Source organism: Flavobacterium pectinovorum (genome assembly GCF_006438875.1).
Classification (GTDB): domain Bacteria; phylum Bacteroidota; class Bacteroidia; order Flavobacteriales; family Flavobacteriaceae; genus Flavobacterium; species Flavobacterium pectinovorum_A.
Genome location: NZ_RCZH01000007.1, coordinates 347,821 through 368,839, shown reverse-complemented (window position 1 = coordinate 368,839; position 21,019 = coordinate 347,821). Strand labels below are relative to the sequence as shown.

At 32.9% G+C, this 21,019-nt stretch carries 18 protein-coding genes; 14 read left to right on the top strand and 4 right to left on the bottom strand.

Going from position 1 to position 21,019, the window contains the following annotated elements; all coding sequences use genetic code 11:
• Positions 1-25 precede the first annotated feature (25 nt).
• The 4 genes from EAH81_RS13030 (at position 26) to EAH81_RS13015 (ending at position 5,915) form a co-directional block, all read left to right on the top strand.
• Positions 26-3,703: a T9SS type B sorting domain-containing protein gene (locus EAH81_RS13030; protein WP_140507682.1), complete on the top strand. Its 3,678-nt coding sequence runs from the start codon at positions 26-28 to the stop codon at positions 3,701-3,703.
• Between the two features lie 228 nt (positions 3,704-3,931).
• On the top strand, positions 3,932-4,648 hold the full coding sequence (locus EAH81_RS13025; RefSeq protein WP_140507680.1) for a hypothetical protein: 717 nt from the start codon (positions 3,932-3,934) through the stop codon (positions 4,646-4,648).
• 198 nt (positions 4,649-4,846) lie between these two features.
• Positions 4,847-5,236, top strand: coding sequence for a hypothetical protein (locus tag EAH81_RS13020; protein WP_140507678.1), 390 nt, complete (start codon positions 4,847-4,849; stop codon positions 5,234-5,236).
• 436 nt (positions 5,237-5,672) lie between these two features.
• Positions 5,673-5,915: a hypothetical protein gene (locus EAH81_RS13015; protein ID WP_140507676.1), complete on the top strand. Its 243-nt coding sequence runs from the start codon at positions 5,673-5,675 to the stop codon at positions 5,913-5,915.
• A gap of 33 nt (positions 5,916-5,948) precedes the next feature.
• Here EAH81_RS13015 and EAH81_RS13010 read toward each other — a convergent pair whose 3' ends face one another.
• A complete protein-coding gene (locus EAH81_RS13010; protein WP_140507674.1) occupies positions 5,949-6,404 on the bottom strand; it encodes a macro domain-containing protein in 456 nt (151 codons plus the stop codon).
• Positions 6,405-7,812: 1,408 nt separating this feature from the next.
• Between EAH81_RS13010 and EAH81_RS13000 the strand changes: the two genes are divergently transcribed.
• Entirely contained in the window at positions 7,813-8,238 is a 426-nt protein-coding gene (locus tag EAH81_RS13000; RefSeq protein WP_140507672.1) for a helix-turn-helix domain-containing protein, read from the top strand.
• A 63-nt stretch (positions 8,239-8,301) separates the two neighbouring features.
• On the opposite strand, the gene EAH81_RS12995 is transcribed toward EAH81_RS13000, so the two are convergent.
• Positions 8,302-10,470 carry a hypothetical protein gene (locus tag EAH81_RS12995; RefSeq protein WP_140507670.1) on the bottom strand — a complete coding sequence of 723 codons (2,169 nt, stop codon included), beginning with the start codon at positions 10,468-10,470 and terminating at the stop codon, positions 8,302-8,304.
• A gap of 212 nt (positions 10,471-10,682) precedes the next feature.
• Between EAH81_RS12995 and EAH81_RS12990 the strand changes: the two genes are divergently transcribed.
• Complete coding sequence (locus tag EAH81_RS12990) at positions 10,683-11,081, top strand: septal ring lytic transglycosylase RlpA family protein (protein WP_140507668.1); 399 nt, start codon at positions 10,683-10,685, stop codon at positions 11,079-11,081.
• A 155-nt stretch (positions 11,082-11,236) separates the two neighbouring features.
• A complete protein-coding gene (locus EAH81_RS12985; RefSeq protein ID WP_140507666.1) occupies positions 11,237-11,440 on the top strand; it encodes a hypothetical protein in 204 nt (67 codons plus the stop codon).
• A gap of 60 nt (positions 11,441-11,500) precedes the next feature.
• Here the strand turns inward: EAH81_RS12985 and EAH81_RS12980 are convergent, their stop codons facing one another.
• Positions 11,501-11,851: a helix-turn-helix domain-containing protein gene (locus EAH81_RS12980; protein WP_161595808.1), complete on the bottom strand. Its 351-nt coding sequence runs from the start codon at positions 11,849-11,851 to the stop codon at positions 11,501-11,503.
• A gap of 550 nt (positions 11,852-12,401) precedes the next feature.
• On the opposite strand from EAH81_RS12980, the gene EAH81_RS12975 reads away from it, so the two are divergent.
• The 6 genes from EAH81_RS12975 to EAH81_RS12950 all read left to right on the top strand — a co-directional run bounded on the left by EAH81_RS12975 (position 12,402) and on the right by EAH81_RS12950 (position 17,707).
• Positions 12,402-13,169 (top strand): ParA family protein, encoded by a 768-nt coding sequence (locus EAH81_RS12975; protein WP_089353624.1) that lies wholly within the window; start codon positions 12,402-12,404, stop codon positions 13,167-13,169.
• Between the two features lie 5 nt (positions 13,170-13,174).
• Positions 13,175-14,077, top strand: a complete 903-nt coding sequence (locus EAH81_RS12970; protein WP_140507661.1) for a ParB/RepB/Spo0J family partition protein — start codon at positions 13,175-13,177, stop codon at positions 14,075-14,077.
• Positions 14,077-14,637: a DUF5683 domain-containing protein gene (locus tag EAH81_RS12965; protein WP_140507659.1), complete on the top strand. Its 561-nt coding sequence runs from the start codon at positions 14,077-14,079 to the stop codon at positions 14,635-14,637. The genes EAH81_RS12970 and EAH81_RS12965 overlap by 1 nt, the downstream gene beginning before the upstream one ends.
• Positions 14,638-14,675: 38 nt before the next feature.
• Positions 14,676-15,377 (top strand): 4-hydroxy-tetrahydrodipicolinate reductase, encoded by a 702-nt coding sequence (dapB, locus tag EAH81_RS12960; protein WP_140507656.1) that lies wholly within the window; start codon positions 14,676-14,678, stop codon positions 15,375-15,377.
• 65 nt (positions 15,378-15,442) lie between these two features.
• Positions 15,443-16,999 carry a signal peptidase I gene (gene lepB, locus EAH81_RS12955; protein WP_140507654.1) on the top strand — a complete coding sequence of 519 codons (1,557 nt, stop codon included), beginning with the start codon at positions 15,443-15,445 and terminating at the stop codon, positions 16,997-16,999.
• A 90-nt stretch (positions 17,000-17,089) separates the two neighbouring features.
• The gene (locus EAH81_RS12950; RefSeq protein WP_140507652.1) at positions 17,090-17,707 is read left to right on the top strand and encodes a WbqC family protein; all 618 of its coding nucleotides are present in this window, start codon (positions 17,090-17,092) and stop codon (positions 17,705-17,707) included.
• A gap of 605 nt (positions 17,708-18,312) precedes the next feature.
• Here the strand turns inward: EAH81_RS12950 and EAH81_RS12945 are convergent.
• The gene (locus tag EAH81_RS12945; protein WP_140507650.1) at positions 18,313-19,611 is read right to left on the bottom strand and encodes a S28 family serine protease; all 1,299 of its coding nucleotides are present in this window, start codon (positions 19,609-19,611) and stop codon (positions 18,313-18,315) included.
• A 181-nt stretch (positions 19,612-19,792) separates the two neighbouring features.
• Between EAH81_RS12945 and EAH81_RS12940 the strand changes: the two genes are divergently transcribed.
• Positions 19,793-21,013, top strand: a complete 1,221-nt coding sequence (locus tag EAH81_RS12940) for a M24 family metallopeptidase (protein ID WP_140507648.1) — start codon at positions 19,793-19,795, stop codon at positions 21,011-21,013.
• Positions 21,014-21,019 lie beyond the last annotated feature (6 nt).

Below are 21,019 nucleotides of genomic sequence, written 5' to 3'. Positions count from 1 at the left end.
CCCTGTTGTTATAAATGATAGTCAAATGATAACTTACGAAGGTTGTTCTACCATTTCGGATGCAAACGGGAAGTTATTGTTTTATACTGACGGGTATAGAGTTTGGAATAAAAATCATCAAATGATGCCTAATGGTACCGACTTATTAGGAGACTCATCAAGTACACAATCTGGAATTATAATACCTAAGCCTAATACCCCTGGTATTTACTATATTTTTACGGTACCTGCATTGGCAGGTCCGGATGGACTTAGATATTCAGAAGTAGATTTATCCTTAAATGGAGGTCTGGGAGATGTAACCTCAAAAAAAAATATTTTATTATACACTCCTTCTTGTGAAAAACTTACGGCTATAAAAAATGCTGCCGGTGATGGATATTGGGTTCTATCACATGGCTTTGGAAACAATCGTTTTATGGCTTATAGTATAAAAGCAAATGGTGTAAATTTAACCCCAATTGTAAGTAATGCAGGAAGTATCATTGATAGTGTAGATGGAGACAGATCAGGTTCAATAGGTTACTTAAAAATTTCTCCTAATGGTGATAAGGTAATAAGCAGTAATAGAAATCTAAATGTCGAATTATTTGATTTTGATAATGCAACGGGGATTGTGAGTAATCCAGTAGTAATTTTATCAAATAGTTGGCCAAATTATGGTGCTGAATTTTCTCCTTCCGGAAACATAGCATATGTTACAACAAAAGATGGGGATCTACTCCAATTTGATTTAAGAGCTTCAAATATTGCAAGTACCGCAACTACTCTGCACTCCAATTATAAAAATTTTGACCCACATATAGTATCAGCACTTCAATTAGCCCCAGACGGTAAAATTTATGGGGCTCTTTTTGCAGAAAGATATGTTTCCGTTATTAATAATCCGGACGTTTTAGGAGTAGGAAGTGATTTTGTAGCACAAAGGCTTTTTTTAGGAAATGATGCAACATCTATTAGTGGTTTACCACAATTCATTCAATCCTATTTTAATGTTGGAATCAATGTTCTAAATAATTGTTTAGGAGAAAACACAACTTTTTCTTTAAGCGGTAACAAATCTATAACTTCTGCAACATGGGATTTTGGAGATGGAACAACATCGACAGATATTAATCCAACGCATACTTACCTGGCTGATGGAGCTTTTACGGTTTCAGTTACCGCTACGAGCCCTGGTGGCACAAGCAGCAAAACGAGAGATATTATTATATCAAAAGTTCCCACAGCTACAAAGCCAAAAGATATATTGGCTTGTGATGATAACAATGATGGTATCTATACTTTTGACTTAACCATTCAAAATACAGCTATTTTAAACGGACAAGATCCTAACTTATACAAGGTGAATTATTTTGCAAACAATATTGCTATCACAACACCTACTGCTTACGCCAATAAAGTTGCTTATCAAAAGGAAATCATTACTGCTGAAATTTCAAATTCTGCTAACGGAAGATGTAAAAGCAGTACAAGCTTTGCAATTGATGTTTTTGATAGCCCGTTACCAGAAACAGCAGCTGCCATTGTGGATTTAACTTCTTGCGACAATACAAGTGTTGGAACGGATAATGATGGTCGCATCGCTTTTGACTTAACGCAACGAGCTCCGGCCATTTTAAAAGGACAATTGGCTACTCAGTTTTCAATATCCTATTATAAAGATGCCGGTTTTACGCAACCTATTATTACACCAACAACCTATCAAAACACAATTTCTACTGAAACTATTTTTGTAAAAGTTGCAAACAAAGAAAATCCTGACTGTATAGCAACTACCTCTTTTAAAATTGCCGTTTTAGCTTTGCCAGTAATTACTGCAATTGCTAATTTAAAACAGTGTGACGATGATGTTGATGGTTTCAGTATTTTTAATTTAGAAGAAGCTATTTCTAAGATAACAACAAATGCTTCAAATGAAACGATTGCTTTTTTTAAGACGATAGCTGATGCGCAAAACAATACTAATTCAATATCTAATACTACAACTTACACTAATGCAATTGTAAGTAATGATGCCGTTTATGTTAGGGTTAGTAATGCCAATGCTTGTTTTAGAATAGCCCGATTAAACCTGATTGTTTCCACAACTCAGATTCCTTCAAGTTTTTCAAAATCGTTTACACAATGTGATGATGTAGCTTCCGGAACTAATACTGATGGTATAGCTATATTTGATTTTAGTAGTGTTACCAATCAGATTCAGTCTATTTTCCCTTCAGGACAACTTTTAGATATTACTTATTATAAAAACCTAAACGATGCTTTGGCCGAAAAGAATACGATTACAGATATTTCGAATTATAGTAATGTTGGTTATCCCAATTCTCAAAAAATATATGTACGTGTAGATAGCAAAGTCAATAATGATTGTTTAGGATTGGGAGGATATATTACTTTAAATGTTGAAGCAATTCCTATCTCAAAATCTCTCATAGAAACTAAATGCGACGACAATCAGGATGGATTATTTGCTTTTGACACATCAACTATTGAATCCCGAATTTTAAATGGATTAACAAATGTATCGCTTTCATATCTGGATCAAAATAATAATCCATTATCCAGTCCGTTACCAAATCCATTTGTAACGGGTTCTCAAACAATAAAAGTAAAAATAACAAACAATACTGCATCAGCTTGTTCTTACGACACTACAATTGCGTTTGTAGTAGATCGTTTACCACAAGCTTTTCCTGTTTCTCCTACTTTGACAACTTTTTGTGATGATGAAATTGACCCTGTTTTACAAGACGGAAAATATCCTTTTGATACCGCCGCTCTTCAAGATAATATTCTTGGTAATCAAACCGGAATGATTGTAAAATATTATGATGCAAATGGTAATGCCTTACCAAGTCCATTACCAAATCCGTTTGTATCAGCAAAACAAGATGTTAAAGTAGAAGTTATTAATCCGGTAAATCAAAATTGTACTGCAACAACAATTATCCCGTTCAAAGTTAATTCAGTTCCAAGTATTCAATTAACAGGAGACGAATTGGTATGTAGTGATTTGCCAACTTTTACCAAAATAATTAATGCTGGTTTAATAGATGAAACTCAAAAAGCAAATTATACCTACACCTGGACATTAGATGGAAACATAATTGTTGGTGCAAATCAATATGATTTAACCGTCAACAAAAAAGGAATTTATAAAGTAGAAACCACTAATAATAATGGCTGCTCCAGAACAAGAACTATCACTGTAAACGCATCTGACAAAGCAACCGTAAAAGTAGATATTGTTGATTTATCTGAAGAAAACAGCATAACAATTTTAGCAACCGGAGCGGGAAACTATGTTTTTTCTTTGGATAATGAATTTGAAGAATATCAGGATAGTAATGTTTTTCAAAATGTTCCATCAGGAATTCATACCGTTTATGTAAAAGACCTAAATGGGTGCGGTGTTGTCACAAAAGAAATCGCTGTTTTAGGAATTCCAACTTTTTTTACTCCTAATCAGGATGGTTCAAACGACACTTGGAATTTAAAAGGAGTCAATTCTGTTTTTAATGCAAAAACAACTATTCAAATTTTTGATCGTTATGGAAAATTGCTTAAAGAAATAAACCCAATGGGCGAAGGCTGGGACGGTACTTATGTTGGTCAACAAATGCCTGCTTCTGACTATTGGTATTCGATTAGACTGGAAGATGGAAGAATTTTCAAAGGACATTTTTCTTTAAAGCGATAGAGAATTTTCATCCCTTTTTCTTAAATCACTTAATATTTATGCGATGTGTGTGTTTAAATCATTAACAAAATTGTCCAAAAAATGTTCCGTAGAAATACGTAATACAAAGCTTCAGAGAAATCTGGAACTTTTTTGTTTATTATAGTTTTTTATCGATTTACTTTGTATCACACGAAAGAATTCGTTCAAAACCTAGGAAAGAACAATACAATTTAATCTGGAGATAATATGTTTAATTTTTTTAAAAAGAAGAAGAAAAAAGAATATCTAATAACAAAAGTTGAATTAGCTTTCTTTAAAAGTTTGATCACAGTTTTGCCTAGTAAGTATCGTTATCTGTTACCCCAAATAAATGATGGTTTTTTACTTGCTTTTAAAGAAAATGTGCTCGGGTTTAAAGATAGTTATACTTTTTTGTTAAATGCAAAACTGGAGCCAATCTATATAAACAAAAAGTTACCCCATTTTTTTATCTTACAGAATATTAAAGTATGGAATAAAGTAAAAAATGATTATATCTCAGTTAATTTAAATATCTTATCAGGTTATTTAGGTGGATTTAATGTAGAAAGTACTGAATTTTCAAACTTTGATTTTACCAAATTTGATATTTCAGATATTAATGAAAAGCACTTTGAAAATAAAGAACTCGACGATTTATTAGTACAATCAAATTTTAACAGTACTAATAAAGTATTATTTGAACAAAAAATCAATTATACTTATTCAATAAAAATTCCAGAAGGGATTTTCTTCTATATTGATCATATTAGTAATGGTGATGTACTTGCTATTGATCTCTTGGGTAATTGTTATCTTTTAATACATGACCCATATAAAGTAATCAAAATTTTCAATACAGAAGAATTTTTCTTCAAATTGGAAACAGATTCACTATTAAAAGATGCGACTGAGAAATATGAATATTATGCTCGATCTAAATAAATTAATAAAAATAGCTACAGTTTAGACTGTAGATTTTTTTTTGTGACAAAATCTTAATATGGTGCAAAATAATATGACCCAAGTGAAATTCTAGCTTATAAATTAGAAAATTTATATAATAAAATAAACGCGGTAGCAGAGAAATTTTGGGCCAAATATGGAATTAAACACTAAACCATTAGAATGGTATTAAAAAGGATGACAATAGGAAATATATTTAAAATTAATATTGAAAAAGAAGTAAGATATTTTCAATATTTTTATTCAGATTCTAACTATCTCGGAGGTGACTTAATTTGGATTTTTAATTTAAATGAGGACACTGAAAATCTAAATGAAATTTTAAATTCAGGGTACAGTTTTTATTTTTATACTACGGTAGAAACGGGAGTAAAACTAAAAAAATGGAAATTATTAGGCAATTTAGAGATCCCTGAAGAAATGAAATCACATCTTCCATTTCGTTGGAGAGATATTGAAACAGGTATATGGTACAAATTGCAGTATGATAAAAAAACTCCCTTAGGTACTACTTTAACAAATGAACAACTAAAAATACCAATTGTTTCCTTTCAATTTCCTGTATGAGCCCTTGAATTTATTCTAAATGGAAAAGATTTTCACAAAGAAAAGACTGTTGATTTTGAAAGTAAATACTTTGAAAAAAATAAAAAAATATAAGTTAGAATAATTCTCCACTTATGGAAGAGTTCCTTCTGAAAAAGTTGCAAATGTCTCTGAATTTGCGCATTTTTTTTTATATTCTTGTAAAATCTTTGATTCATAAAAACCCTCTACTATCAGCCGTTCTTACGAGTGAATGTACTAACTTACCGTGGAGTTTTAGTTAAGGGCAAACCTCTTACAGGCTCTATGGAGCACCTTGGAATGGTAGGTGTTTAACACAATATATTAAAGCTTTAATATTATTATTAAACCATTTAATTTCTTAAATCCTTCTTCTATTCCATTAAATTTGGAAGGAAGAATTTTGGAAGGTGGTACATCAGCATTTTAACATATTATGAAAAACGTATTTATAAAAAAAAATTGGGAGGAAGAAAACATATTGTTTTACCTGCATTTTCAAGATGGTGAAGCAATTAGGCAAATTGAAATCAAAGAAAATGAAAAACTCTTTTTGTCTTCAGATACACCACAAATAGGTGATTCATTTTTATATGACCAGTCACTAGATGAACTCGATTTACAGGAATCTGATTTCATTACAGAAAATGAATTTGATAAAATTTGGAATAATCAATAAAAAAAAGCTCCGGTTTACGGAGCTTTTTTTTTATTAATTTTCTTTATAATTTTCTACGACAAATAAGTCAATATTAGGAAAGCTTCCAGCTACTTTATCAATTACATTTTTTACATCATCCCAATTTAAACCACCTAAACCAGCTCCAATTTTCGGCAATGCGATTTTGTAAACCTTATTTTGATTGGCATAATCCATCATTTTCATTAATGCAGTTTCAATAGCTTTAATATCCGCCTTCGTTTTCCAAGTCTTTTGGGTTCCAAGGTTAAAAATAATTTTATCATCATGATTATATGTAAAAACATCCCCTAAAGAAAACTTTCCTTCTTTACACATTTCTTTATATTGCTGATACATTACAGGAAATTTATCTCGAAATTGCAATGCTATTCCTTTTCCCATTGCACCAGCACAATTACAGCCATGAGCATAATTTAAGATTCCTTCTAAAGTGAAGATATTGCCATACTCAATATATGTAACCATTAATTTTAAGTTTATAAGTTAGTTATTACTTCTAAACAAATATAGAATACTTTTGCAAAGCAGTAAAACCTGGTAAAGCAATATTATATTCGATAAAGAGAAGTTAATTTATAATAGAAGTACTACTGAAATTATACCGAAAAAGTATGATCCGCCGTGGAGTCCCCAGGACGACATAAGGACATTTTTAAGAAAATTAATGGTCTTTTTGGTAGAATGAAACTTCAAAATACTGAAGCAAAAAAAAAATAGAGAGCAGTTTATATTACTGCTCTTTAAATAACTATATTTTTCAGGAAAATAAAATTTTAAAAACCAATACCTTACAATTGATTTTCAACTGTAATTTTCATACATTTACATCTATAACAGTACATTGACTAACTGATATTAGAATGTTCAAGAAAACAAAGGGCTATAAGGTAAATCATTATATATGAGACCTATTCGGCTACCCTTTTTGGAAGAGTGCTTGAGAACACCAATAAAATCAACGAATTAAGGAATAGGCATGTAATCCTGCCACCCCGACAAAAGTCTTTTCATCTTCTTGAAAAGACTTTTTTTTTGCTTTATACCGAAATCTTCTTTTATATAAAATTACAACATACGCTTATCACGGATCAAGACGAAAACCTGTGGAGTAGCAAAAATTAAGCATAAATATTAGTTAGTCTGAAAAGGAAGTATTCTATATTTCTAACGCCCCTGAATTTTGACCTAAATGCTGGGTCAACACAAAAACCTGTGGAGAAACACAAAACATTTTGTATTGTAAATAATTTTAACGCAAAGCGCACTAAGATTTTATGCGGCAGATTATAGATATAAAAATGTTTTTTTTTGCCACAAATTTCACAAATTTTCACAAATTAATTCGTGAATTCGTGGCTGATAAACTTTGCGAATCTTTGCTGTAAAATTCATCCCTGATTTATAGCTCCACAGGTTTTGGCATTGATCCGTTATCACGTCCCAATTGAAAATCGAAAAAACCGCAGTTTCAAATACTACCACTAACAAAAGACTTATTATCCTTTCTTTATTCGCAATACTGTCATTTCGACCGGAGGGAGAAATCACATCCAGAGAGCAACGAACCGTAAATCCGTAATGTGATTTCTCGTTCTTCGAAATGACAAGATTCCGGTTGAAGACCATTCATTACCAAACCCGACAGGTTTTTAAAACCTCTCGAGTTTAAATTGTGAAGATCCGTGTTTACAGCAAATGATACAATTTTAAGTTTTCAAATACTACTTGTCCGAAAAATTGTATTTTTGTTTAATACATTTCAATTATTCAGCTTATCGCATGGTACAGAATTACTTTTACCGATATCGCACCATATTGAATATGTATTTTACCAATTTCTTAATTTTTGATTTGTAATTATTATCTTTGAGCTATGAGCACATTAACAAAACCAAGTCATATCGGACGAAAAATTAGCCGTATTCGTGAATTGAAAGACATGAAGCAGGAAGCACTGGCACAAGCTTTAGGAACAAATCAACAAGCGGTTTCTGCAATTGAAAATAGTGAAACAATAGATGACAATAAACTTACCGAAATTGCCAAAGCACTTGGTGTGACGGTTGAGGCAATCAAAAATTTCTCTGAAGAAAATATGATTAATTATTTCAATACTTTCACGGATAATGACTTCAGTAATATTCAAGGTGCTATTGGCGGACAAAATAATGCGTGTACATTTAATCCGCTTGATAAATTAATGGAAGCTCATGAGGAAATCAAAAAGCTTTACGAACGTTTATTACAAGCCGAAAAAGATAAAATCGAATATTTAGAAAATATTATAAAGAGTAAATAATCTTTATAAAAGATTTATAAGCAATAAAAAAAGAGGCTCTTTCGAACCTCTTTTTTGTTTTATTTACTTCTCCATATTAATATACGAAGGATATGATTCACGATTGGGTAAATCAAATTCTTCATCATAAGGTTGAGTACCTGTACCATTATTGTATAATGCCAAACGTTTTACACCTGTTGCCGTGCTGCCGCCAGTACTATTGATAACGTTTTGAATATTACCCGAACCCGCAAAACGAGTGATACACATTTTTTCGAGTTTTACATTTGAACTATTAGGAACTTCAAAACCGTTTTTCTTATTTACATTGCCATCATTTCCTGTAAAAACTGCATAAGAACCCATTCCTATAGTATGATGTTCTTTTACGGTATTAGCAACCTTGAATGCTGCAAAACCATCAACTCTGCCTCCCTGACTACTCCAACTTGCTTGATTTGGAGCATCGTATGGCGGTTCGTTTTGAAAGAAATAAGTTCTGCCGCGTTCTCCTAACCATAACACTTCATATTCTTGAAAATGTTCGACAAATAAACCATAAAGTGTAACATTATTGCCTGTAACAATAAGCCCGTTTTTGCATCTGTCTCTTAACCAGCGTGCATTTCCGCCCTTTTGCGAACCATGATCGGCACGCCAAAGCCAGAAATGATCGCCAACTACATTGTTGCTGTTTATTTGCATAGCAGTTTGTATCTGAATATTTTTTGACTGAACTCCACCCACTCTACAAGTGATATCTGCAAGCAAAATAGGATCTGCCGAATGATCTGCATTTGCTCCTTGTTCCCCAATTCTAATTTGATACGTTGTACTATTAAAGGAATCCATAAGAAGTCCTGCAATGATAATTCCATCTTTATCATCAGCATAAATACATCCCCAAGTATTTTTCTCAGTCGGCTCTAATGTTACAGAAGCTATTCCAGCACCCAGAAGAATTGCATCTTTTCGATTTACTTGGATTGGAGCATTCAATGCATAATGTCCTGGTGTAAAGAATATATTTTTGCCTGCTTTTAACGCGTTATTAATTTCTACATCGGTATCACCTTCTTTGGCAACATACCATTCAGTAAGCAAATCCTGAGTTTGACCTTTTCCCATATCTGTTACGGACCACGAAACTCCTACTCTATCCCTTTGCCAAGCCGGAACAAATACTTTGTATTCACCATCTTTATCTATAAAAAGGAATGGTTTTTCTCTGACAATAGGTGTCGTTGGAATTGGAGAATTGGCGTCGTCTGCTTGAGGAGAATTGACACAACCTTGCCAAACCATATTATACGAACCGCCCATAACACCTGAACCTTCAGGAAAAACAGCATTTCTGGTATACCATTGTTGTTGTCCGCCCCAGTCTGGTCTGGATGATGTATAATGAGTATCGGCAATAAAGCCACCACTGCCCCAAAAGTTGGTATCGCCAATATCCGAAATATATTTTGAAGTACTTTCAATAAGCATTCTTCGTGCACTGGTTGATTGAGAAACTGTCCAGGCAAAATCGCGCATCACCGCAACATTTTCTACAGAACGCCAAAATGTGCACGTAGCATTTGCTCCGCCCGAAAGATGTGGTCTTGTGAATATAGCACCTAACTTAACATCTGATGGTACTTTTCCTAAACCTCCAATATGAGAATAAAATCCTAATTCTATTGAATTGGCTTCCGCCGATGATGCAGAACCTGACCCGCCCGAATCATAAGTTTGATCCTTAACATTTGCTTTAAAATAATAGGCCTGACGTTTTATAGTCCACTCGCCATTTGATCCCCCAAGACCAATAGCAGCAAATTGCGAATTAATTTCGTTTCGTGCAGTTTCTGCTTTTTCATATTTTCTATCGTAGAAATACATATTACTGCCAAAAATTTGATTCTCTAATGAAAGTATTATTGTTATATCGTTACGGGTAACTTTATAGTAGTTCTCGTATTTATCTTTATTTGGCTTATTATCTGTAAATATCAATTTAGACGTCGAGCCAACAGAAACAAAATCTGATGCCAAACGACTTCCTCCTTTTGTAATTGTATAATTTCCCGAAGAGCCAAATTCTTGCCATGATAAAGTCATGCTGTGTTTTTTCTTGTTGTAAACAATTTTGCCTTCTGCTTTATTCTCCTGACTTTTTTCATCAAATGAAGAGGATGTTACAAAACTGGATAAAATCAGCATAAATGAAAATACTGCACATATTAAGAACGCTTTTTTAATCATAAAAAAATCTTTTTGGTTTAATAGTAATTATAGTTTTTAAGGATTCGAAAAATAGTCATAATCTTTAACCTATAAGTTCCTTTTTAGTTTCTATTTTCTCATCAAAAACTATACAAACCACTAAAATTAGGCTTTTCGTAACATAAATATACCTTATAGAATACTTTCATTTTTACCTGTAGGCTTTTCTTTGCCCGTCAAAAAAATGAAAAATGAAAAATTTAATAATACTTATAATCCTGGTTTTTTCCACAGCTGTCAATGCACAAAAAAAAGCAACAGACTCCTGTGATGCAAGCATAAAATATACGCTATATAAGGAAAATGCTCATGCCTCTTATTATCACGATAAATTTAACGGACGAAAAACGGCAAGCGGCAAGAAATTCGACAATACTAAATTGACTGCCGCACATAAAAAATTTCCTTTTGGAACAAAACTAAAAATTACAAACGAAAAAAATAATAAATCTGTCATTGTAGAAATCACTGATCGCGGACCTTTTGTCAACGGAAGAGAAATTGACTTATCTAAAAAAGCTTTTATGGATATTACTTCAAATAAAGGAGACGGAGTAGTTTATGTGAAAATTGAGATTATAGAAGATTAATTCTCATAACTAAAAAGCATAATTTTCTCCTTAAAAGTAATAATTCCACTTACTTATTAACATCTGAATTTCAATCTTTTATAGAAATTTGATAATACAAAAAGTACTAAACACATTTTGTTTTTAACTAAGTAATAATTCAAAAAACTAAAATTATGAAAAATTTAAAAGAATTGAAGTTTACAACATTAGACGCTTCACAAATGAAACAAGTAAAAGGAGGAGGTTTACTGAACGATACAATAGGTATTGTTAATACTACTGTAAATTCTACTGCAAATGCAGCAAATACGGCAGTTACTAAGGTATACAAGGCACTAAATATAGACTTAGCAGGTATAATTAAGGCCGTTATTTAAGTTCCTTAAAATTAATGCAAAAAAGGAAAACTTACGTTTTCCTTTTTTTTATATCCTATACTAAAGCAATTTTGATATAGTTCTTTCCATTTGCTCAATAATTCGGTCTTTTTCTTTAAGTCTTTCTTTATAAAGCAACTCTATCAGAGCAAATTTCTCTTTGTTAGTCTGATGCAAGCTTTGCTGCAGTTCAAGCTGATTGGCAGTTTTTGTATCAATCCCCAAAAGAGTACCTACGGAAGTTTCCAGAATTTCGGCAATCCTAATAAGTCTTTCAAGGGTGAGTTTCGTTTCGCCTTTTTCTATTTTCGAATAGGCGACTTGTCCAATATTCAATTGATACGCTATATATTCATGCGAATAACCCTTTTCTTTACGAATGGCTTTTATTTTTTCGATTACAACTTTCATAACCAAATAGTATTTATTTAGCGGCTTGTTTTGAAAGTAATGAAACAGCATTTCCGGGGGACAAAAATTACTGCATTAATAATTGGATAATTTGATTATTATAAAAGTAAGGAATAATTTAATTCGTTGATCGTTAAGAGTTAATTATTTAGCTATTTTCCTATAATAATTATAATCTCGTTAAGTAATTAAGTCATATTAAAAAAAACTTTAGCCCTAATTCATAAAAAATCACTGCAACACATAAAATTATCAATTTTAAGGCTTTAAGAAATTTGAAATAAAATATTTGCATTCGCATAAATGATTTTTCGAGTCTTAAAAAAAAAGAAAATCATTTTTCTTTTGAAGTCCGTTTTTATTTGATTTTTTACATAATTAGAAAACTTCCATGCCAAATACATATTTTCATCCCTAAAGAAAATACCTCATATTTTGCAAACAAAACTCCGCCAGACAATGAGAAATCAGGCTTTCACAAATGTTAACAAAATAGATTTTCAAAAACCATAAATAATTGTATTTTTACGGTTCAAAATTCAGAAAATAAATGGGCAAAATCATTGCGATTGCTAATCAAAAAGGAGGCGTTGGAAAGACTACTACATCTGTAAATCTTGCGGCCTCATTAGGTGTTTTAGAAAAGAAAGTATTACTGATAGATGCTGATCCTCAGGCGAATGCCACATCTGGCCTTGGCATTGATGTAGAATCTGTAGAAATTGGTACTTACCAAATACTTGAACACAGTCATACGCCAAAAGAAACCATTATAAAATGTTCAGCTGTAAATGTTGATGTGATTCCTGCTCATATTGACCTTGTTGCCATCGAAATTGAATTGGTTGATAAAGAAAACAGAGAGTATATGCTTAAAAAAGCATTAGAAAGTGTTAAAGATGAATATGATTATATCATTATCGACTGCGCACCTTCGTTAGGTTTATTAACCTTGAATGCTTTGACCGCAGCAGATTCAGTGGTTATTCCAATTCAATGTGAATATTTCGCACTTGAAGGTCTTGGAAAATTATTGAATACTATAAAAAGTATCCAAAAAATACACAACCCGGATCTTGATATCGAAGGATTATTACTAACGATGTACGATTCTAGATTGCGTTTATCAAATCAGGTTGTCGAAGAGGTTCAAAAACATTTTAACGATATGGTTTTTGATACCGTGATTCAGCGTAATGTAAAATTAAGTGAAGCTCCAAGTTTTGGTGAAAGCATCATTAACTATGACGCAACAAGCAAAGGAGCAGTTAATTACATTAATTTAGCTCAAGAAATTATAAAGAAAAACAGTAAATAGTTTTTATGACAAAAGCAATTAAAAAACAAGCCTTAGGAAGAGGATTATCAGCATTATTAAAAGATCCGGAAAACGACATTACCTCAGTAGAAGACAAAAATGCTGACAAAGTTGTTGGAAATATCATAGAGCTTGAAATAAGTGCTATCGAAATAAATCCGTTTCAGCCCAGAAGCAATTTTAATGAAGAATCATTACGCGAATTAGCTACTTCTATTAAAGAACTTGGCGTAATTCAACCTATAACTGTTCGAAAATTAGACTTCAACAAATACCAATTAATTTCTGGAGAACGTCGTTTACGTGCTTCGACTTTAGTTGGCTTAACTCATGTTCCGGCTTACATTCGTATTGCCAATGACAATGAGTCTTTGGTTATGGCTTTGGTTGAAAACATCCAACGTCATGATTTAGACCCAATTGAGATCGCACTTTCTTACCAACGATTAATTGACGAAATTCAATTAACGCAGGAACAAATGAGCGAGCGTGTTGGAAAAAAACGTTCTACTATTGCCAATTATTTGCGTCTTTTAAAATTAGATCCAATTATCCAAACTGGTATTCGTGATGGTTTTATCAGTATGGGTCACGGTAGAGCGATTATCAATATTGAAGATTTAGATATTCAAACTGATATCTATCAAACAATAGTAAGCCAAAACCTTTCTGTTCGTGAAACAGAAACTTTAGTAAAAAATTATCACGAAAGCCTAAAACCAAAAGCCGAAGGAAAACCAAAAGCAGATTCTTCTTTTCTGGTTAAGGAAACGCAAAAAAACACCTTCAACGATTATTTTGGTGCGAAAGTTGATGTAAAAGTAGCCGGTAACGGAAAAGGAAAAATTACAATTCCATTTAATTCTGAAGCCGACTTTAATAGAATTATAAAATTAATTAACGGATAGTGAATAAGATTGTCCCCATAAGTCTATTGTTCTTTCTTATAGGAACCGTTTYTATTTTTGCTCAGGTAAAAAAAGACACGGTTTTAGTCGTAAAAGACACTACTGCATATAAGGAAATAGACCCACTTACTCCCGCAAAAGCAGCATTTTATTCTGCAATCCTGCCTGGTTTAGGTCAGGCATACAATAAAAAATACTGGAAAATTCCGCTTGTTTATGGAGCAATCGGTACCAGTTTATACTTTTATATTGATAACAATAAAAAATACCACGATTATCGAGATGCCTACAAACGAAGATTGGAAGGCTACAATGACGATAATTACAAGTTTTTAGATGACAGCCGACTTATTGCCGGACAAAAATTCTATCAACGAAACCGGGATTTATCTGCTCTGTTTGTTGTTGCTTTCTATGTTTTAAACATTATTGACGCTAACGTTGATGCAGCTTTAATCCAATTCAATGTCAACGAAAGATTATCGATGCGTCCGGAGGTTTATCCTAACGATGTAACTTTCAGACCAAATGTTGGACTAACTTTTAATTACCAATTTTAAATAGCTGCTGTTATTTAAAAAATCAAAAAATATATAAAATGAAAATTGCGCTTTTAGGATACGGAAAAATGGGTAAAGTAATTGAACGAATTGCTTTAGAAAGAGGTCATGAAATTGTTTTAAAGAAAGACGAACACAATACATACGACGGACTTTCTACAGCTGATGTTGCTATCGATTTTAGCGTTCCTACTGCTGCCGTTGATAATATTTCGAATTGTTTTCACGCAAATGTTCCAGTGGTTTCAGGAACAACGGGCTGGTTAGAACATTATGATGAAATGATCGCACTTTGCAACGAAAAACAAGGAGGTTTTATCTCCAGTTCAAACTTTAGCTTAGGTGTAAATATCTTCTTTGAATTAAATGAATATTTAGCCAAAATAATGGCACAATTTGATTCGTATAAAGTGACGATGGAAGAAATTCATCACACACAAAAATTAGATGCTCCAAGCGGAACTGCAATTTCACTGGCTAAAGGTGTTATTGAAAACAGTAATTATGCCAATTGGACTTTAGACGAAGCAAAAAACAACGAAATTCATATTGAAGCCAAAAGAATTGGTGATGTTCCGGGAACTCACACGGTAACTTACGATTCAATTGTAGACAGTATCGAACTAAAACATACTGCTCACAATCGCGAAGGTTTTGCTTTGGGCGCTGTTATTGCTGCTGAATGGCTAGCAGGAAAAACTGGTATCTATAACATGAAAGACGTATTAAACTTAAAATAAACAGATTTAACGATTAAGGCAAAATTCAGATTAGAACTTAATCCTAAAACTTTAAACAAAATATCATGACTCTATATCTTTGGTTTGTTTTTTTCTTAGCAGTTCAGGTTATTCACTTCATAGGAACCTGGAAATTGTACGTCACAGCAGGAAGAAAACCTTGGGAAGCTGCAATTCCGGTTTATAATTCAATTGTTTTAATGAAAATAATTGGACGACCAGCCTGGTGGACCATTTTACTTTTCATCCCGATTATCAACTTGATTATGTTTCCGGTTGTTTGGGTGGAAACTTTAAGAACTTTTGGGAAAAAATCTACTTTAGATACTGTATTAGGAATCTTTACTTTTGGTTTTTATATCTATTATGTTAACTATACTCAAAAACTGGAATATAATGCTACTCGTAAATTAACATCTGAAAACAAAGCTGCAGATACTGTAAGTTCATTGCTTTTTGCTATTATCGTAGCAACACTAGTACATACTTATGTCGTACAACCTTATACTATTCCAACTTCATCATTAGAAAAATCTTTATTAATTGGAGACTTTTTATTTGTTAGTAAAGTAAATTACGGTCCCAGAGTACCTATGACTACTATTGCATTACCAATGGTTCATGACTCTATACCGTTAATGAAACGCAAATCATACCTAAGCTGGCCACAATTACCTTATTTCAGATTGCCTGCATTAGAAAAAATCAAACGAACTGATATTGTTGTTTTTAACTGGCCGGTTGATACTGTACATTATTTTTATGAACAAAAGGGAAGACCTGGTGTTATAAAACCAATTGACAAAAAATCAAACTACGTAAAAAGATGTGTTGGTATTCCTGGAGACAGCTTATCTATTAAAGACGGATTTGTTTTTATCAACGGAAAAAAATTAGTTTTACCGGAACGTGCTAAACCACAATATTCCTATGCAATTGCTTTAGATGGAAAAACGTCTATTGATTTTGAATCTTTACTAAAAGAATTAGACATTACGGATGGTGCTTACTTTAAAGATGAACAAAAAAGAGATACGCTTTACTTCAGAGCTTTAACTGAAGCCAGCGCAGAACGATTCAAAAATACTCCTGGCGTAACTGGTGTAATAAGACAAATTCAGAAAGGAAACGACAATTCAATTTTCCCTCATATCAACAAATGGAATCAGGATAATTTTGGTCCGATATATATTCCCGAAGCTGGAAAAACTGTTGCTTTAAACAATGAATCTTTGCCTTTTTACAAAGAAATCATTACGAATTACGAAGGAAATACATTGCAATTGGATGGTTCTAAATTTATCATAAATGGAAAACCTACAACAACTTATACCTTCAAACAAAACTATTACTGGATGATGGGAGATAACCGTCACAACTCTGAAGATAGCCGTTATTGGGGTTACGTTCCAGAAGATCACATCGTGGGTAAACCGGTTTTTATCTGGATGAGCTGGGATACTAACGGAAAAGGAATCAATAAAGTTCGTTGGAACAGAGTATTTACTACTGTTGACGGTGAAGGACAACCACAATCTTACTTTAAATACTTCCTATTTATTCTTGCAGCCTATTTTGTTGGAGATTATTTCTGGAGAAAAAGAAAAGAAAACAAAGCATAAAAAAATTAGTTATTTTTGTTTCAGGTTTCATGTTTCATGTTCTTTGCGAACCTGAAACATGAAACCTGAAACTTTTAAACAAAGAATATAATGAACTCATTATTACTTCCTACCTATTTTCCTTCGATAAGCCACTTTGCAGTTATGGCTCAATCTGAAAATATTACTTTTGAAATGGAAGATAATTTTCAGAAACAGACCAATAGAAATCGTACGTATATCTATAGTCCGAATGGGATTCAGTTATTAAATATTCCGGTTAAACATTCTAAAACACTTCATCAAAAAACAAAAGATGTTTTAATTGAGAATGAATTTGACTGGCAGAAACAGCATTTCAAATCGCTGGAAGCTGCTTATAGAAGTTCTCCTTTTTTTGAATTTTTTGAAGATGATATTCGCCCCGTTTTCGAAAAACATCACAACTTCCTAATGGATTTAAACCTTGAAGTTTTAGACATTACGACCAAGTGTTTGCGCATGAAACTGGAGTTTAGCAAAACCACAGAATATTTTCATGAAGCAGAAAATATTTCTGACTTTAGAGTTTTGGCTAACGGAAAAAAAGATCTTAATTCTTTTGAAAAATATACGCAGGTTTTTGATGACAAACATGGCTTTATAAACAATCTAAGTGTTTTGGATTTACTTTTTAATGAAGGTAAATTTGCAATGGATTATCTGAAGACGCAGAAACTGCTAGTCTAGATTAAAATGATTTTTTTGCCACGAATTACACAAATTTCCACAAATTAATTCGTGCTGATTCGTGAACCGAGCGATAGCAAACAGGCGAAGCAAATTCGTGGCTGATAAACTTTGCGAACTTTACGCTTTTTACTTTGCTTCCTTTGCGGTTATTTTTTCGCCACTTATTATATGATTAAAAACGATTTTTTTGCCACAAATTACACAAATTTTTACAAATTAATTCGTATTCATTCGTGAACCGAGCGATAGCGAACAGGCGAAGCAAATTCGTGGCTGATAAACTTTGCGAACTTTGCGCTTTTTACTTTGTTTCCTTTGCGGTTATTTTTTTTTGCCACAGATTATAGAGATAAAATGATTTTTTTTCGCCACAAATTTCACAAATTTTCACAAATTAATTCGTGCTAATTCGTGAATTCGTGGCTCTAAACTTTGCGAACTTTACGCTTGATGCCTTGCGCCCTTTGTGGTTAATTTTTTTTTTGCCACAGATTATAGAGATTAAAATGATTTTTTTTACACCACAAATTACACAAATTTCCACAAATTAATTCGTGTTCATTCGTGGAATTCGTGGCGATAAACTTTACAAAAATCTCTCTTTAATTCTTTTCAGCGATTCTTTTTATTTCGAGCCATCTTGAAAGAGTTTCCATGATAAGTGCTTTATCTTTTTCAGGGAAATCTTTTACTCTTGTGGAATGGCTCCCAGTAGGAAGAACCATTTTTAAGGCATCCAGTTTTGGGTTTGGTGTTGGCGAACAGGAGAACCAAGTATCATAACCTCCGTAGATATATAAAATTTTGTCTCCTTTGTTTTCAACATATTTTCGGACTTTCTTAATATATTTCGGATTGTATTTTATTGCAACTCCTTTTGGTGCAAATCGATCATTTGAGGTGCTTTTTACAATCTGCAGTAAATCAGCAACGGGGGATAAATCAAAACCATAGTAACCTAACTCACTTAAATGCTGATAATAGGATGGCAGATAAGTAAAATATATTTTGTCATTGTAAGTCCTTACTCCAACTATATCATTCAGATAATCAAACAGTTCTTTTGGTGATGCTGTTACAGGCGGAATCGCTTCGCACTTTCCTCCCCATTGCCAAAAAGAAAAAGGAAATTCTAAAACTGCATATTCTAAAGATTCAGCCATAGGAACTTCTGTAAAAGTCATTTTTTTAGCTTCTGCATATTGAGCAAACTCCTTTAATACGGCTTCTCTATTTTGTAAAACCGCTCTTTGAAATGCTGTGATTTTGGCTCTGCATTCTGGTGTTCCAACCGTTCTGTCGTGATTTATTGTTCTGGGATCTTCCTGCGTATTAATTAACGGAGCCACGTAAGGCATTGCAACATCTACATCATTTGGATATTTTGATTTATAAATCAAAGCTGTTTCTCCGCCTTTGCTTATTCCGGTTGAGATCCATTTACCTGAATATATTTGCTTTAGTTTGGTTACAATATTATGATAGTCTTCAATTGCCTGATCGTTGTCTAAATATTCCCACGGAAGTGGTTCCGGACGTGATTTTCCATAAAAACGATATTCGACAGCAATTTGATTGGCACTTAATAAGGTACTTACTTCGCTTTTAATATTGTTGGTATTATAGCCATGCGTTTCAATTACCAGTGGTTTATTAAAACCAACATGCGAGAGATATACATAATGTTTAAATGTTCCTTTTTCAGGATTTTTATGGTCTAATGGCTCATCCAAAATCAACTGATATGATTCTGAATAACCTTCTAAGTTTTCTATGGCGGTGATTTCGGCTTTGGGAAATAATTCTGTTAGCTTTTGAAATAGATTTGATGTTTGTGCCGAACCTAAATATGGCGTTAAAACCAAAAACAGTATTACCAGCAAACTTTGTATTCTTTTCATTTTTTAAGGTTTAATTGAATTTTAAAAATACTGGCATTATCGCTCTAATTATGATAGTATATTACCATCAAATTATTCTATTTTATCTACTTGGAGTTAAAATAACACTATACCAAAATAATTACTTAATTTTAATCCGTGACGGAAATTGACCTGAATTATTAACTTTAAAATATAAAAAATGACAATTGGAGTTGGCGGATCTACTATAAATACAGAACTGGAAAAAATACAAAATATGACACTGAATGTAAAACCCATTCAGATAGAAGAATACCAACAGCGTATTCAGAAAGCAGTGTCTCTTATCAAAACAGCGGGATTTAAAGCTTTATACTTAAATGCCGGAACCAATTTATATTATTTTACAGGAACCAAATGGAATGCTTCTGAAAGAATGGTTGGCGCCCTATTATTTGAAGATGGAAGCTTAGAATATATTGCTCCTAAATTTGAGGAAGGTACTTTTAAGAAATACATGAAAATCGATGGCAAAATTAATTGTTGGGAAGAACATGAATCTCCTTCTGCTCTATTTGGGAAGTTACTTCAAAATAAAAACATCAATTCAGGGAAAATTGCTTTGGACGAATCTGCAGGTTATTTTTTAATTGATGCTATAGTAAAAGCCAATCCTGCTTATGAATTTGTAAATGCGCAACCTGTTACTGCCGGATGCCGTATGCAGAAATCAGAAAACGAAATCGCTATTATCCAGCAGGCTAAAGAAATCACGATGGTGGTTCAACGTGCTGCTGCCCGAATTTTACATCCCGGAATAAAAGTCGAAACTGTGGTTGATTTTATACATCATGCACATATTAAAGCAGGAATTTCTTCCGGTTCATACTTTTGTATTGTTCTCTTTGCCGATGATTCGCAATATCCGCATGGTGTAACTGTTCCGCAGGATTTAAAAGACAATGATGTTGTACTAATTGATACCGGTTGTCGCCTTGAAGGTTATCTGTCCGATATTACCAGAACTTATATCTATGGAACTCCAACTGAAGCGCATATCAAAATTTGGAATTTAGAGAAAGCGGCACAAAAAGCAGCTTTTGATGCAGCACAATTAGGCGCAACTTGTGGCTCTGTTGATGATGCTGCCCGAAAAGTAATTGCAGAAGCAGGTTTAAGCCCTGATTATGAACTTCCGGGATTACCTCATCGTGTGGGTCACGGAACGGGATTAGACATACATGAATTCCCATATTTGGTACGAGGAAACACTACTACTTTACAAGAAGGAATGGTTGTAAGTAATGAGCCAATGATTTGTATTCCGGGACAATTTGGAATTCGTCATGAAGATCATTTTTATATGACAGCTGAAGGTCCAAAATGGTTTACGACTCCCATGCATAGTATTGAAAATCCCTTTGGAATTGGCGTGAACTAATTTATG